This is a genomic window from Psychrobacillus sp. NPDC093180, from assembly GCF_044754065.1.
In the GTDB taxonomy this organism is placed as follows: Bacteria; Bacillota; Bacilli; order Bacillales_A; family Planococcaceae; genus Psychrobacillus.
In genome coordinates this window covers 511,755-527,879 of the sequence record NZ_JBIVOJ010000001.1, presented here as the reverse complement: position 1 = coordinate 527,879, position 16,125 = coordinate 511,755, and the positions used below count along the sequence as shown (strand labels likewise).

The following is a 16,125-nucleotide window of genomic DNA, read 5'->3' as shown; positions in this document are numbered from 1 at the left end:
TAGAATTCAAATTTATATTAAATAAGGGAATGATATATTGAGTGCATTAGTTTTCGGGGGAATTCTTTTTATAAGTATGGTTATCGGAGCTGGAATTGCTTGGTTAATCGCCACTATATTTCATCATTCCAATGGAGGTTTGGCTCTTTTATGCGGAGGATTCTTAGTAGGAATACTGGCACTTGATCTAATCCCATCTGCAATAAATGCATACAAATTACCTGGAATAGCGCTTGGAATACTCATCGGATTTATATTTCTATCACTAGTGAATACATCATTCCACTCTTCTAAACAACATAAACCGTCTGTCTATTTGCTAACGATCGCTCTTTTTATACATACCATTCCCTTGAGTTTAACTATTGGAAATTTGCTAGAGGATTCTTCTTTCGCTCGCACTATCACAACTTCTACCATTTTGCATCATATCCCGGAAGGCTTTGCGCTTACTTCTATATTTGTTTCACAGGGTCAGAAAATTATAAACCTATTCCTATGTTTTATTAGTTTATCTTTCTGTTTTAGTATGTTTATTTGGATTGGCAACCATATACATCTCGACATGAAGGCGCAAAGTATCCTTTTAGGCATCTCTATTGGACTTATTGCTATTACCAGTGTAAATGAATTTATTCTACGTAATATAAAGGTCATGTCTACTAGATCAGCCGCAACTTTCATCCTATTGGGGTATCTTCTAAGTGTAGTATTTCATGTAGTATTCTAATTAAATCTCAAAAAACGCAAGAAGGAGTTCTAGTCCTTCTTGCGTTTTTCTCTAGCCTCGCTTCATCAATCGTATCGCCTGAATCGATAACCGGACGAGTAGCACTGCACATAAGAATAACCCTACATACGCAGCACTGTTTAAATATACTGCATATGGTGCTTCGATGAATTGTGCGATTGCTAAAAGCGATACCGATAAGATGCCAAATGTAATACCAACAAACAATAATACAAATCGGGAAAACAATTGTGTCACGAACATCGCATTCTTTTTATCTGAGAATATATCGTGATGTAACGTAATTTTTCCACTTTCTACCCGTTGCATAAGCTTATCCACACGTCGAGGAAGCTTACGAAGAGCAGGTAATAACAATGCTAACTCTTCTTCCAATCTCTCTTTTGTAGCAAGCGGTTCTTTAAACGGTCTTTTAATCATGGAAGTAATATAGTGTTTAGAGAATTCTTTTGCTTCATTAAATAAATTAAAATTAGGCTGTATCAAACGCAACGTCCCATCTAAAGTGATAAACGAGCGTAATGCTAAGCCGACCGAAGGATAGAAGGATAAACCAAAATCTCGAATAACTTCAAAAAAAGAATGTATTAATTCGTCCGTTTGTATCCGTGGAACATACGAGATACGTAACAAAATTTGAGCCATCGCCTGCTCCATTTTCGCTTGGTCTATATGTTCATGATCTTCTACTAGTTGTGTAATAGCATCGTATAAAATATTTGCGTCATTTTGCTGAATTCCCATCAGAAATAACTTAATACCTTCTTGCTGAGGACCTGCTAATCGCCCAACTGCTCCGAAATCTAACAAAATAGGAGTTCCATCTACTTCATTGATAAAAATATTTCCTGGATGTGGATCCGCATGGAATATCCCTGAAAACAACATTTGCTCAAAAAAAGAAAATAATACGGTTTGAGCAAACTCTTCCCTATCTACCTGCAAAGTAGTGAATAATGCATTTCCGGTAGCAACGCTTTGTCCATGAACAAATTCAGAGATAATTAACTGATTGTTGCTAAACTCTGAATAGACATGAGGAATCTTCAATTTGTACGGACTATTTCTTAGGGCTGTCTTCACCTGCATCGTATTCCGCATCTCAATATCAAAATTTACTTCTTCGCGCAAACTCGCTGCAAATCCAATCGCCAATTCTCTGAATCCTAAGTTTTCTGCCCATGTAGATTTATCCGAGACCCATTGCGCAAATTCTACTAATATATTCAAATCATCTCGCATCATATCTTTTACATCCGGACGCAGTAATTTGACGACTACTTGTTCCTCGTTCTTCCGTAATACTGCTCTATGTACTTGTCCAATGGAAGCAGCCGCAATTGGGTTCATATCAAATTGTGAAAACACTTCCTCCATCTTATGTGGTAATGATTTTTCCAATATCGTTTTTACTTGTTCGCTAGAAAGCGGCCGTACGTTTTGTTGAAGCGTTCCTAGTTCTTGAACAAAAGCCTTTGGAAAGATATCATTGCGAGTAGAAAGCACTTGACCAAATTTGATGAAGATTCCACCAGACTCCTCGAGCGTATCTCGAAAAGCTATCGCTAACTCATGGTCGTTTTCTCTATGTCTTGCATATTTTAACGTTCGAGAAATTCCATTTTTCACAGCAATTTGTACAACCTGGCGCAATCTTTTTTGACTTCTCCACTGGTTTCGCAAACGTAATAACAGTGATTTTTGCCTCGGTAAACGCTCCCCTTTTTCACCGATTGCCATGGGATCAAACAATTCGAAAAAGAGATAAAGGAGCATCGAAATAAGTAACATACTGCCGATCCAAATAATCGTACGTACATCCATAAATACATAAACATCTTCTAAAAAATCAGTACCTCGCAAATACGAATACCAATAGACAAGAGAAGTAAACGCTACACTAATAAAAACGGACATGATTCGTTTCATTAGATTAATTTGCGAGCCCATCAATCGACCACTCACATAAAAAATAAACATAGCTATGATAAGTACTTGAATGATTATTTTTACATAAACCATAAATCACACCCCATTCACTTTCCTCTGTGTACCCACTAATACAGTTTATTAATCGAGTTCTTTTTAATATATTATCACTGAATCTACAAAAATACCTATCGCACCCATTTGGTTCGATAGGTATTTTCGTTTTATTTTCAGCAGATATTAATCCCGTATACCGCTTTTAAATTTATGTTCAATAGTTTTTTGCTTATTGCTCTAACGCCTTTATCGTTTTTCGGTAACTGAGTAAAATTTGACCGAATTTATAAATCCAATATAATAATCCGAGAAATAGTAACGGTCTCATCACTCCGCCATAACTCCAAGCAACGAAAGATTCGTCTTTAATTAGGATATTCATATAAAAAGAAAAGGATAGGATGAGGATAAGATAGATGCTCATGCCAAGATTCATTTTAAATGCTCGTTTAATCGATTGTCTTTGTTCTTGTTTATCATAGGAGAAACGAGGGATCTCTTCTTCCTCTTCATAATGTTTTGCCCAAATTGAATAATTTAATAGCGTCATGTTGGAGGAATACTTAAGCTTCCAGCCCATTTCTTTATGCGTTGCAAAATAGGAAGGCTGTACCTTATATTCGAACATACATTCATATTTGATATGATTAGGATTTGTTTTTCTGAATGTAAAAATGGAAGCTCTTACACTTTCCAGTTCATATCCTTGTTCTGCAAAACCTTCTAACCATTCTCTTGTATCATCTAGTTGATACATCCAAGCTCCTCTGAATTTACGCATTTTTTTGCCGACGGGAATTGTATCGATAGCTACATCCATCTCGTTAATTTCAAAACGCCGATACGCTCTAAATACATAAATTGCAAAGCTAGCGATCGCTATAATTCCTGTTAAAGGCAGTATGACCATCCATAAATTTTCAAGTGGAGCTTCCTCATCTTTCATTACGGAAGAAATAATTGACATTAAAATTATTGGTATCATCGATGTGGAAATATAAAAAGTAGCGATAGCGCTCATTACGTATGCATGTGTGCGATTTCTTTTCACAAGAGCATCTCTTGTTGGATACAGCCGTACTGTCTGTTCTTCATTCACTAGAAATAACCATTTTCCGGTAGATAGAGCAACTGACCAGCCTGCTTTTTGCAGAGTTTTGGGAATGGTATTAGTCTTTAAAGCATACTGAATACGATAAATTACTTCTTTCGACTCCCCTTTTTCAAAGATAAAAGTTCGTGTCCACCGGTTGACGCTTGTTAAATGCCAACCTTCCCCTGCCATTTTGGAGAGCCATTGCTCCGTTTTCTCGATATTGTAGCTCCAAAGCCACTTCACTTTCTTTTCAATCATTGAAAGTCCCCCTCGAAACGTAATACATTGTTGTGTAATTCTTTCAATCGCTTCATTTCTACACGCATCAGCTTCTTACCAATATCAGTTATTTCATATATAGTTTTACGTTTTTCATCTGCATAGATGGTAATAATTTCATCTCGTTGCATTTTAGTTAATGTACCATAAATGGTACCAGAGCCTAATGTAAGCCGACCTTCCGTCATTTCTTCAACTCGTTTAATAATGCCGTACCCATGCCTTGGTTCAGTTAAGGAAAGCAATATATAAAATGCCGTTTCTGTCATCGGCACATATTTCTTAATCACTTTTTCCACTAATTCACCCTCTTATATGTCATACCATGACTATGTCGTATTATGACTATATCACATCGTGACATAAACATGCAAATCAAATAAAGTGAAATTTCAATCAGGGGGGCGACGCACAGGACGTGCTAGTGGGGACGTTGCTACATGGACGTCGGGCTTTTACGGGATAAAATATTTTCTAGTCTCTTTGCATACAATAAAAGACTTGTCCCAGTAAGAAAGGAGATTTACTTTGGCAGAAAATACGAAGGATCCTTTTTATCAACAATGGTGGTTTATTATATTAATAATTATTTTAGCAGTAGGCATTATTGAAAACGCATTTGATGACAGCGACCAAGCTAAGATGAAAAGAGCAGACGCGATTACAGCTGCTTTTCAAGAGGAAGCAGTGAAGGAAAAAATAGTGGAGAACAAGCCGAAACCAGATGTAATTGCAGCACATTTGATCAAAAAAAGATTCGGATTCACAAAGGAAGAAAAAGAAAATACGATGATATCTGCTGAATATGAAGATGGGGTCGTGGAAGTAATTGTAGTGGCAAACAAAGTTTTAACTGCGAAAACACTCAAACATGCTTCGTTGACTACAGCTTTTGATTATATGCAATCCATGAAATCTCGTCCAGATGTAAACCAGGCTAATTTCATCGTTCAAGCACCACTCACGGATCCGTTTGGCAACGTAAAGACTGAAGACGTGATGATTGTGCTACTTAGTAGAGAAACATTAGACAAAATAAACTTTCAACATTTTAAAATCAGCAATCTTAACACAGTTGCAGATAGCTATTGGGAGCATCCTGTTCTTAGCGAAATAATAGAATAAGACTTTAATTGTACTTGTTTACCGATGTAGATCATCGTCTACTTATTGCTATTTGAATTCATATAAAGAAGGATGCACATATGGCTACATCCTTCTTTTCCACTTCGTTAAGTCGGTATAATAAGAGAATTATATACTTCACCAATTATTCCTTTCAATTGATGAACGCCTAAATCTGTATTGGTCATAATGACCAAACCCTTTTCTAAATATGGATTAGCCACCATCATACATTGGAAACCAACACCCCAACCAAGCAAGGAAATTTCAACTTGTCTTTCCGATCCTTCTAAAAATAAGCCAAGTCCAGTCCAAGCGGCACATCCTTGTGGACTTATTATCTCCTTTGCCTTACTTGCAGAAAGTCCAATACTACTTTCATCGTTTAACGATTTCATTAATTCAATAAGTAAGATAGCTAAATCTGAAGGTGTCGTCCATAAACCAGAGGCTGCTGGATAAGGATATATAGGATACTTTCCCACGATAACCTCCCCATTCTTGTTATGACCACAGGAAAAAAAATCACTTTTTCCTTCTGGTATTATGGTAGCTAGTGTACTATTTGGCATATTTAATGGTTGAAAAATAAGTTCGTCCATCACTTGCCTAAATGATAAGCCTGTGACATCTTCTATTAATTGTTGTATTATACAAAAACCTGCATCTGAATATTGAAATTTGGACTCTGGTTCTTCCTTCACTTCAATAGGTATATTGCAATATGATGTACTACCTTCTAATAGTTCAACCATGGAAGGATGGTCTTGTCCCATATAAAGTTCAGTAAAGCTCCCCTCCGGATCCGTTATCCCCGATTGATGACTAAGTAAATTTCGTAATGACACTTTGTTATTTTTTGTTAAGCCACTCTCAGGTACTGTCCAAGAGGAAAGTTTCTTGTTTACATCTTCATCTAAATCAAGAATTCCTTGTTCAGAGAGTTTCATCACTAGAATAGACGTAAAAAATTTACTAATGGAAGCTGCACTAAAGAGAGAATTATGTTCTACATTTTTATTAGTTCCTGCTTCAAGTAAACCGAAGCATTCTGTCATACTAATTTGACTCCTTTCAATAACTGTAATGCCTAAACCCTGAACTTGATAATGTTGCATACGCTCTTTAATATTTATATTAGTAAGAATCATGTTAGACCTCCCTCTAGTTATAACTTTATTATAACACCAAAAGGGAATGTATGTTCCTTTTCATTATTTATTTCGAAAGTTTCAATAAAAAAAGAATGCCAAGTGTACAGGCATCCTTCCAAAATTAAGACTATTTTTCATTGGGTACTGACTCTGTTTTATTACTTAAGAAAGTTGGAAATTTCACATTACGTTCCACAGAAAGTTTGATACTTACAATCAGATTGCACAGGCAATGTAGTGTAATCAACTTGTTCTTGAGAATACGCAAAAGGATCAGATAGAATTTTCAAAAGTTGCTCCATTACTGTTAAATCTCCTTGCTCAGCTGCACTTAAAGCTTCTTCTACACGGTGGTTGCGTGGTATTACTGCTGGATTGCTTTTACGCATAAACTGATATGCGGATTCTCTTGATTCATCCTGAGCATTTAATCTTTCTTGCCATTGTTCATACCAGCTGTTAAATTCCTTCTTCCCAAATAAAATGGTGTCTTCCATTTTATCCAAAGTTAATGCTCTGAATGTATTTGTATAATCCGCTCGATACTTTTGCATTATCCCGAGGAGTTCTTCGATAAGTGCTTCATCCTCTGCCTTTTCATCAAATAATCCTAATTTTGCTCGCATCCCTGACAGCCAATGGGCATAATACAGTTCAGGAAAAGCTTGAAGCGCTTTTTCGGCCAATTTATACGATTCCTCTAGGTTTTCATGAAGCAATGGCAATAAACTTTCTGCAAAGCGAGCTAAATTCCATCCACCAATATTTGGTTGGTTACCATATGCATAGCGCCCCTGTGTATCAATGGAACTAAATACCGTTTTTGGGTCATACACATCCATAAAAGCACAAGGACCATAATCGATTGTTTCTCCACTAATGCTCATATTATCTGTATTCATCACTCCATGAATAAAACCAACGAGTTGCCATTTGGCAATCAGCTCCGCTTGTCGCTTGATTACTTCCTGAAGAAGAGAAAGATACCTATTTTCATCCATTTCAACTACTGGAAAATGCCGTTGTATTGTATAGTCAGCCAACGTACGAAGCTCCTCTATACTGCCCCATCTTGCAGCGTATTGAAAAGTACCAACACGCAAATGACTTGAAGCCACTCGAGTTAAAATAGCTCCGGGCAGTATTGTTTCACGGATAATTGGTTCTCCTGTTGCCACAACGGACAGACTTCGGGTAGTAGGTATACCAAGACCGAACATCGCTTCACTAATGATATACTCCCTTAACATTGGTCCAAGAGCGGCTCTACCATCTCCCCCACGTGAATACAGTGTTCTTCCTGCCCCTTTAAGCTGAATATCAAAACGCTCATTAGCAGGTGTAATTTGTTCCCCAAGTAGTGTAGCCCGTCCATCTCCTAACTTGTTAAAATGTCCAAACTGATGTCCCGCATATGCTTCGGCGATAGGCATGGCTCCTTCTGGTACTTTGTTACCTGCAAGCTCGGCTACTCCATCATCACTTTTTAATGACTGGACATCTAGCCCTAATGATTTCGCAAGTTGATCATTTAAAATCGTTATCTTTGGTGCACGCACTGCGTTTAAGTTTTGTTTTGTAAAAAACACTTCTGGTAGACGAGTATAACTATTATCGAAATTCCATCCCGTTTTGTTTATTTCTTTTTTCTGTGTCATCGTATCTCCTTTTCTTCTTCGTCTTTTTATTAGTCTTCTTTACCCTCACAAGCCGAACTTAAATCCGACTTTCTCTCGAAGTTGCATCTTTAATAATCCAGTCAGCTGCAGTTATTAGATCAGGGAATACGGCATCAGCAAGCGGATCACTTTTACCTAAGTATACTCCTTTTGTGCCTGCCTTTTTCCCTGCAATAATATCCGTATCAGTATCTCCAACCATGTAAGATTGTTGTAAATCAATATCGTATTTTTGACTAAGATTTTCTATTAGTTTGCTATTTGGCTTACGACAAGCACAACCCGCTTTCGGTTTATGTGGACAATAAACCGCTTCATGAATAATTGCTCCTTTTTTGTTGAGTTCTGCAATCATATAGTCATGAATGTTTTGGAGCTGTGATTCTTTCATAAATCCAAGTCCAACACCGCCTTGATTTGTTACAACAAATATGTAATCAAAGAAAGCATTCAATTTCTTAATTGCTTCTGGCACTCCCGGTAGAAAATAAAGCTCCTTAGGTCTGTTCACAAATTTAACCCTATCTGATAGAACTTCATTTATGACACCGTCTCTATCCAAAAATACCGCTTTCTTCATTTACTTCCCGCCTTCCAGTCGTCTTCAAAAACCTTTTGTACTTAAGATTCCCAAGGGGAACAATAAAATACAAGAGAATAAATCCATATAGTTTTTTAACTTTTGGCTAAGTTAAAGATAATGGTTGATGTAAAATGCAGATAAAAAAGGAGCTGGGAAAGAGATCTCCAAGCTCCCTGTATTTTGAATAGGATAAAAAGTGAACATAGAATTAACTTATTTTTAGTTTAAGGAACGGTTTTCTTGCAGCTTCATAATATGCTTTAAACCTTGATGTGCATCTACAAAAATAGCTATATTTCCTAACGTTCCAATTCTAACTGCCAATTCAGGCTTAATACCAACTATAATGCATTGTACGCCTAATAATCTTAAACAATCATGTAATTTTTGAAGGATTTGCCTCACGCTATCATCAAAATTTCCTATACCACTGAGACTAACCATAACAAATTCTATACCTTTTGAGATACATTCCTCTAATACAATAGGTATTAGTGTCTCTCCTCGAACTACATCAAACTCCCCTACAAGCGTAAGAGCTATCGTGTTATCCCAAATATGTAGTATTGGAGTAGATAATTCACTGACTTTATCCTCCAATCTCCTTGCTTCATCCGCTTCACTTGTAACATCCATGAGCATTACCATGTAACCCTCAATCTCCTGATCCTGATTCCGTATACTCTTAATTGGTGTTATGACAATATCAGCAATAAAGTTATTTTTTATATTGATCCTCGCTCTATGGCCATTTTTTATTTCAGACATCACTTGTCGCTGGTGACTAGGCTCTTTATGAAAGAAATCCATGTTCATGCCAATAAAATCATCTGAATTGGAAAGATCATACCATGGAGCTATTGAATTAAGTGATTTCCTCGCATAAGTATTTAACCAAATAATTTTGTAGTTTATATCTGCAATAATAATATTTTCACCAATACTATTTAGAGCATCTGTGCCAGTAATATTTATTGGTAATAATCTATTGTTCACAATTCTGCCACCTTTTTTTGATATAACTTTATTATATACCTATTTGATCTCACTTGAATACCAGACATCAAAAGTTATCCCTTTTTCTAAGAATATATGGCACTGTATTTTTGTCTTTTACCAATCCTTCAATTTCACTGGAAATATGTATATACTTTTCGGCTTGTTTAACATCCATCCATATTACTTCTTCAATTTCTTCTGGCAATGATATGTTTATCCCTCCACCAATTATTTTACCGGTAAAAGTAAAGAAAATAGCATGGTGTCCTCTTTCTTCAAAAAAAGCTTCACCTACAGAGAAAACGCCATCCACTTGCACATCTAATCCTGTTTCTTCCTTCACTTCACGTACAGCAGCTTCCTTAAGCGTTTCTCCCTTTTCAACTGCCCCTCCTGGGAGTGTATAGTAAGAGTCTCCTGTGCCTATATTTTTTACCATCAATACATTCTGCTCAATGTCATCAAACAAAAGGACATAGGTCACGTCTACTCTTTTCATGTTGCTCCATTCCTTTCTAAACGTATATTTTGTCGCTTAATAGAATTATTTTCAATGATTATCGATAATTAAACATATAATCAAATCAATAAAAAGAGTTACTGATCAATTATTTGATCGGTAACCCATTAATGCTTCCATTTTCATCATATAAAAGTTATTTGGTTTGCAAAGACTTCCTAAAAGAAAAACACCATTTATCATAACCTAGTTTTTCTTCATAAAAACGATGAGCATTACTTCGCTGTATGCCTGATTCTAGTGCCACATATTCAGCGCCATTTCTTTCCGCAAAACTATGTAAGAAACTTAATAATTTCTCTCCGTATCCAAATGAACGGTGTGAATAATCAGTTACCAAATCATAGATGAAAATATGTCGTTTGTTGTAAAAATTAGTTCTCCAGCTAAAACCAGCTAAAGAAACAATTTCACAATCTTTATATAGAGCGTATAAGGTATATCCATCTTTTTTCATTTCTTCAAGTAACACCAGATATGTCTCTTCTGTTAACTCGGTTCGCAACTGATTCATAACTGGAAATGCCTCTAAATATTGTACCCGGCTCTTTAACTCTTGTATCGTTTCGGTCATATCGTTCCTTTTCCTCTCCAAGTTTACTGTTTTGTGTCTGCTATTTCTTCCAAATAAGCTTTAGCAGGGGCAGGATGTGTGTATCTGCCCATCGCTGTTTTATGCTTTCGAAGCCCAAGTTTTTCATAAAATCCTTCTCTACCATGCGTTGCTGTTAAATGAAGAAAGAAAATATCACTACACTTTGTCAATAAATCTGTCATGACCATTTTACCTATGCCTATACCTTGAAATTCTGGATGAACAATAATATCATAAATACTTCCATAAAAGACTCCGTCCGTAACTACCCTTCCACATCCGACTAACCTACCATCTAAATAAGCAAGTGAAACTAAATAACTAACCTTAAAAGCTTGTTGAAGTTTATGCTTAGGAAAGCCCTCCCATTCAACCGCTAAAAAAAGTTGCTCTAACTCGTCCCAATCCAAATTGTCTAATGTATTAACAATGGAAATTTTAGATACTATGTTTAAATCCATATTACCACTTCTCCCTTTAATCGCTTATTCCCAATTCGGAACACTACTATATTCGATGTATCAAACAATAAACCCTTTTTTTACTTCGTAGCTACACGTGAACAGAGTAGAGTACTTATTAAATCAATTATGTTAATTCTTTTTTTATAAAAGTATTTAGTTTCATAAATAGACCAGTGTACACAAAGAAAATTCCAGTCATTAAAATAATGCCAATATAAACGGACATCATTGTAGGGATTAAAAAAGCACCGATGATGATGCTTGATCGAGCGATTAAATCCGCTCCGCTAAACGAAATATTTGAAAAAGCAGAATAGGATCCTCTTTTATCTGCAGGAATCATATTTGCTTGCTCTGCATTTCTAACCGGGGAGTAAACTAATTCGCCAATTGTTGCAATTAGATTGAACATAATCAGCATATACCAAGTGTTTGCTGAAGTCACCGTAATGTATCCGATACTGTAAATAATCAGACCAATCAATAATACCCTTTGCTTGCTGAACCGATCAGTAAACCTATTGATCAAAAATGTGAAGCAAACCACGAGCAGCATATTTTCTATATTAAGTATACTTAACATACGTACACCGACTAGCTCAAACGCTCCAACTTGAACCGCTTGAAACGTTTCAGCTAATCGGACACCAATATAGCTATTTAATGTAAATTCAGCGGAAAAGATAAACATAGAACCCACTACCACTTTAACAAAAGGGATATCTTGAAAAGCCACTTTATAATTTTGAAATAAATCAATAAATACATTTTCATAACGCTTTTCTAAGGTGTGTGTATGTTCATCAATCAACCAAATCTTATAAGCGATTGGAAGGATTATTGAAGTAAGAGTTAGCAATGCAAATAGCTCCATTTGGTGATTTATGTAAAGTAAGCCACCAAGTGCCGCTCCTTTAGCCATAGATAAATTTACTAGCCAATAATCGAGTGCATACACTTCTTTTCTATTTTCAGGCGTAGTGGAATCAATAATTATAGCATGCATCGCCGGTCGACCAAGACTGCTGGTAATGATGTAGACAACATACGCAATAGCAAATAGCCAAATAATATTATCATTTGGAATTAAGCTTAAAGTCATGAAGAAAAACATGAAACCACTTAAAAATGACGTAAGCACTAGCACACGTTTTCGTGGAAAACGATCCGAAATATAGCCACCTATCAAACTCACAAAAAAACTGATGATAACTGTAAAAATTAAAAAGACACCAGCCCACACCTTATCTAACTCTTGAGCAAAAAATAAGGCCATAAAAGGCATTACCGCTGATGAAACCGCACGATTAAAAAATGATGTAATTAATCGCACTTTAATGTTTTGTGGATACTTTTTCCAAGACATGTTGTCAACCTCCTCTGTCTTATGTATATTAAACTAGACTCAACTAACTATAAATGGACACTTCCAATACTTATGTCCACTTTTAACAGGAGGCCTATAATGGATAAACATTTACTGACTTTATGGCAGTCCGTCTCTTCAGGTAGTATTAAACAGATAGAAATATCCGATTTACTTCAATTAAGCCCGAAACAAACTGCTCGTTGTTTACAAAAGTGGACCAAAGAGGGATGGCTAAAATACATTTCTGGTCATGGAAGAGGGAATGTTTCTACACTTAAATGGCTAAAAAACGTGGAAGCGATTTTTGAAGAACAGGTAATGAAAGTGATTGACGAAGATTCTGTAGAACTTAGCAGTAAATATTTAGTATTAGATTGGTCACCAGACAGTAAACTTCGTCTGATGAATAAATTTAGAACAAAATTTGGATACGATCAATCAACTAATGATAAGCTTGTCATTCCTAGAAGATACCCTTTTTTGACCATACATCCATTAGAGGCTGCCGATGTTAATAGCGCCAGCCTGGTTGCAAATTTATATAATCGATTGGTAGCCGTTGATGAAAAGGGCTTCGTTTCACCTGAATTAGCTCATAGTTGGGATGTCAGTTCTACTAAAGTTCGACTTTATATAAAAAAAGAGATTAAATTCCATGATGGTTCTATATTAACCGCTGAAGATGTAGTAACTTGCTTAGATAAATTACGTAACTATCCGCAATACCAACTACTCTGGAAACCTATACAACAAATAAAAGTAGCAGCACCACTCGTAATCGATATTCATTTTCCTACTGGATGTAGTTATTGTCTGCAGATGCTTGGTACGATGAATGCAAGCATTTATAAAGAAACTAAAAGTGGATTGGTTGGCACAGGTTGTTTTTACATGGAGGAAAACGATGAAAAGAAAACAACTTTAGTAGTGTTTAAGGATTTTTTTGGAGAAAGACCTTTACTCGACATGATTGAATTTGTACAAGTTCCAGAGGAGTTTGATGTAGTGTATCGATCCTCAGCACTAGAAGAGAATCACTCAACATTTCAAGTAGAAAGCGATTCTGGTTTTGGAATAGTTATGATGAATACATTTAGAAATTCTGCGATACAACGGAAGGAAATTCGTGATTATCTACATTATATTATTGCGAAAAAACGACATGAAATTGCCCTAACAAGTTCTCGTAAACTGCCAAATCATAAAGGCTGTCTCATTGGGAAAAGTCAAAGCTACCCTATCCCTAAGACAAGAAAGCCAGATTTTGGGGAACCTCTTGTTTTAAAATTAGTAAATTACACAGAAAATACGACATTGTGGTTGAAAAATCTATTGGAAGAGGAAGGCGTTCCAGTTGTAACGAAGTGGGTGTCTTTTAAGGATACAGTGATAAATAATAGTGCAAACGAAGAAGCTGATCTTTTTATACATGGTGAAGTATTTGAGATGAACCAAAACTTTTCATTTTTCTTTTTCCTACTGAATGGGTATTCAAAATTAGCTAGCATTCTCAAAAAAGAAAAGAAATTAGCAAGTTATTTAGAGGAATATATACATACCCCATTTGAAGAATGGACTGATTTAAATCTAAAGGTAGAAAAAGAATTAATCGATCAATCCATTATTGTTCCCCTCTATTATGCAAAACGGCAAATACCTTTTTCCGCAGATTTGATGAATATTAACATTAAGCATTTTGGCTATGTAGACTTTTCTAAATTATGGGTACGTCCAGAATTAGACTAAGAAAAAAGGATGTGCAAGATTGCATATCCTTTTGTATTCACTAAGCTAGCAGATAACCATCCACAAAAGAATGTAAGAACAACTGCAAACAATGAAATTAACTTTCATTAGTTAGGATAGATCTTAAAATAACATAATTTTCGTCAAAAAATTGTTGATGTTTTTGGATACCACGCCTTTTACACCAACCAATCGAATTGAATGCATCCGTAAAGCGATAAAACGGTAGTACAATTTCTAAATCTATCAGCTGGCGAATTGTTTGATATCCTTTTTGATAAGCTTCTAAAGTGCCTGGGTTTTTCATAAAAATATCGCGGTTAATTTTTGTAAAATCCATTTCCGTCGAACCAAAGCGAGCACTCTCAAAATCTATTATTCCTGAAACTTGATTTTCATGGATTATTATATTTGCTGGACGAAAATCCATATGTATAAAGCTAGGTCCATCTGGATGAGGAAGCAATTTACTCTGCTCTTCAAATAGTTCTAGTGATTGTTCATATAAAGCCTCAGGAATCACATCTTTTACATCTTCGGCAAAACTGTAAAATTGGTTCTCAAGAAATGTGGACCATTGATCGTATACATTTGAAATTCCCTTATAGGAATAGTTTTTTGGTGGAGCTACTTGATGTAATTTTGCATGGTTAACGCCAATATCAAAAGCTAGTTTTTCATCTACTTTTTCGGAAAGAGGTTCTCCTTTAATTGCAGATAATAGAAGCGCGCCTGGTATATCATCGTTCCCTTCCCAATATGCTAATAGTCTAGGTACTGACAGCGCCTCACTTAGTATCTCTAACGCTTCATATTCACGTACTAATTTTACTTTAGAATAGGGTATTTTCAGATATACTATTTGTTGATTAATTTGCTTTATTTTATATACTGTTGAGCTAAAAGAATCTGGAACATCTTCAATTGAAAGCACGTTAAGTTTTAATTTATCTATTATTTGATTTAGTTGTTGCAATCAATTTCCCCCCTATCTTCTTTGTATGTTTTAACTGACATCTTGCCGCTTAATTCTTAAAACTGATTCCCATCCTATTTTCAGCTTGTTCTTGTGTCATAATTCTAAATTGATATACCATTTTAATCCCTCTTAATTTTCATATACTTTTTAAATATTAAAGTCGTCTGTAATCCAGCCTTTCACACAAATCTGTCGATACTTTTCAAGTTCTATTTCGCATTCTTTGAGGAATGGCAATAAATTTACAGGTGACTTCTTTTGTATTTCCTTTAGAATTGCCGCCATTTTTTGATATGAGTTTCCTTTCATTTGATCTCCTATTACTTTTTGAACTAAACTGTCAATGGTTTGTTTGGATAGGTCTTGTCGATTTAAATATTTTAAATTCATTATCCATAGTTTAAGGGCATGATGAATAGGATCATTTTGGATTGATAGTATTGTTTCTATGTGCGGAGTGGCTGTACAAGCAATGTCTACATTCCAAAATATAGACATATTTTTTAAGTAAATACTAATTACATACTCATCCGGCAAAAGACTTGTTGCCCAATCGACAAACCAAATCTCAAAATTGCTTTCTAGCATTTTAGGTATTTGTAAAGCGAACGCCGCGTTATCAGTACTGGATACATCAATAGTAAGGTCAATATCTGAAAACTCATCTGTTTTTTCATGAAAAATACTACCACGAATCGTTGCAACCTTTACTTTTGGGCAAGTGTTGAAGAATTCTATGATTTTTTCTGCCATTATCTTTCTTTCATCCATGCACTTGCCTCCTTGAAAATAACACTTTG

16 protein-coding genes are annotated in these 16,125 nt (G+C 35.6%); 3 read left to right on the top strand and 13 right to left on the bottom strand.

Annotated elements, in window-relative coordinates; all coding sequences use genetic code 11:
* Positions 1 to 37: 37 nt before the first annotated feature.
* A complete protein-coding gene (locus ACIP9W_RS02720; protein WP_400785719.1) occupies positions 38 to 730 on the top strand; it encodes a ZIP family metal transporter in 693 nt (230 codons plus the stop codon).
* 51 nt (positions 731 to 781) lie between these two features.
* Here ACIP9W_RS02720 and ACIP9W_RS02715 read toward each other — a convergent pair whose 3' ends face one another.
* From ACIP9W_RS02715 to ACIP9W_RS02705, 3 genes are all read right to left on the bottom strand, one after another.
* On the bottom strand, positions 782 to 2,773 hold the full coding sequence (locus ACIP9W_RS02715; protein WP_400785717.1) for an ABC1 kinase family protein: 1,992 nt from the start codon (positions 2,771 to 2,773) through the stop codon (positions 782 to 784).
* A 193-nt stretch (positions 2,774 to 2,966) separates the two neighbouring features.
* On the bottom strand, positions 2,967 to 4,091 hold the full coding sequence (locus ACIP9W_RS02710) for a DUF2812 domain-containing protein (RefSeq protein ID WP_400785715.1): 1,125 nt from the start codon (positions 4,089 to 4,091) through the stop codon (positions 2,967 to 2,969).
* Positions 4,088 to 4,381, bottom strand: coding sequence for a PadR family transcriptional regulator (locus ACIP9W_RS02705; RefSeq protein WP_142538603.1), 294 nt, complete (start codon positions 4,379 to 4,381; stop codon positions 4,088 to 4,090). Before ACIP9W_RS02705 ends, ACIP9W_RS02710 begins: the two co-directional genes overlap by 4 nt.
* A gap of 259 nt (positions 4,382 to 4,640) precedes the next feature.
* On the opposite strand from ACIP9W_RS02705, the gene ACIP9W_RS02700 reads away from it, so the two are divergent.
* Positions 4,641 to 5,237, top strand: a complete 597-nt coding sequence (locus ACIP9W_RS02700; RefSeq protein ID WP_400785713.1) for a hypothetical protein — start codon at positions 4,641 to 4,643, stop codon at positions 5,235 to 5,237.
* A gap of 107 nt (positions 5,238 to 5,344) precedes the next feature.
* Here ACIP9W_RS02700 and ACIP9W_RS02695 read toward each other — a convergent pair whose 3' ends face one another.
* The 8 genes from ACIP9W_RS02695 to ACIP9W_RS02660 all read right to left on the bottom strand — a co-directional run bounded on the left by ACIP9W_RS02695 (position 5,345) and on the right by ACIP9W_RS02660 (position 12,597).
* The gene (locus ACIP9W_RS02695) at positions 5,345 to 6,388 is read right to left on the bottom strand and encodes a serine hydrolase domain-containing protein (RefSeq protein WP_400785711.1); all 1,044 of its coding nucleotides are present in this window, start codon (positions 6,386 to 6,388) and stop codon (positions 5,345 to 5,347) included.
* A 188-nt stretch (positions 6,389 to 6,576) separates the two neighbouring features.
* Entirely contained in the window at positions 6,577 to 8,049 is a 1,473-nt protein-coding gene (locus ACIP9W_RS02690; RefSeq protein WP_400785709.1) for a protein adenylyltransferase SelO, read from the bottom strand.
* Between the two features lie 58 nt (positions 8,050 to 8,107).
* Positions 8,108 to 8,650 (bottom strand): D-glycero-alpha-D-manno-heptose-1,7-bisphosphate 7-phosphatase, encoded by a 543-nt coding sequence (locus tag ACIP9W_RS02685; RefSeq protein WP_400785707.1) that lies wholly within the window; start codon positions 8,648 to 8,650, stop codon positions 8,108 to 8,110.
* 222 nt (positions 8,651 to 8,872) lie between these two features.
* Positions 8,873 to 9,649 (bottom strand): STAS domain-containing protein, encoded by a 777-nt coding sequence (locus ACIP9W_RS02680; RefSeq protein WP_400785705.1) that lies wholly within the window; start codon positions 9,647 to 9,649, stop codon positions 8,873 to 8,875.
* A 67-nt stretch (positions 9,650 to 9,716) separates the two neighbouring features.
* A complete protein-coding gene (locus tag ACIP9W_RS02675; RefSeq protein WP_400785703.1) occupies positions 9,717 to 10,151 on the bottom strand; it encodes an NUDIX hydrolase in 435 nt (144 codons plus the stop codon).
* Between the two features lie 157 nt (positions 10,152 to 10,308).
* Positions 10,309 to 10,746: a GNAT family N-acetyltransferase gene (locus ACIP9W_RS02670; protein ID WP_400785701.1), complete on the bottom strand. Its 438-nt coding sequence runs from the start codon at positions 10,744 to 10,746 to the stop codon at positions 10,309 to 10,311.
* 23 nt (positions 10,747 to 10,769) lie between these two features.
* Positions 10,770 to 11,228, bottom strand: coding sequence for a GNAT family N-acetyltransferase (locus ACIP9W_RS02665; RefSeq protein ID WP_400785699.1), 459 nt, complete (start codon positions 11,226 to 11,228; stop codon positions 10,770 to 10,772).
* A gap of 127 nt (positions 11,229 to 11,355) precedes the next feature.
* The gene (locus ACIP9W_RS02660) at positions 11,356 to 12,597 is read right to left on the bottom strand and encodes an MDR family MFS transporter (RefSeq protein WP_400785697.1); all 1,242 of its coding nucleotides are present in this window, start codon (positions 12,595 to 12,597) and stop codon (positions 11,356 to 11,358) included.
* A 99-nt stretch (positions 12,598 to 12,696) separates the two neighbouring features.
* Between ACIP9W_RS02660 and ACIP9W_RS02655 the strand changes: the two genes are divergently transcribed.
* Complete coding sequence (locus tag ACIP9W_RS02655; RefSeq protein WP_400785695.1) at positions 12,697 to 14,346, top strand: ABC transporter substrate-binding protein; 1,650 nt, start codon at positions 12,697 to 12,699, stop codon at positions 14,344 to 14,346.
* Between the two features lie 97 nt (positions 14,347 to 14,443).
* Here ACIP9W_RS02655 and ACIP9W_RS02650 read toward each other — a convergent pair whose 3' ends face one another.
* Positions 14,444 to 15,322, bottom strand: coding sequence for a phosphotransferase family protein (locus ACIP9W_RS02650; protein WP_400785693.1), 879 nt, complete (start codon positions 15,320 to 15,322; stop codon positions 14,444 to 14,446).
* A 150-nt stretch (positions 15,323 to 15,472) separates the two neighbouring features.
* Positions 15,473 to 16,096 (bottom strand): hypothetical protein, encoded by a 624-nt coding sequence (locus ACIP9W_RS02645; RefSeq protein ID WP_400785691.1) that lies wholly within the window; start codon positions 16,094 to 16,096, stop codon positions 15,473 to 15,475.
* Positions 16,097 to 16,125 lie beyond the last annotated feature (29 nt).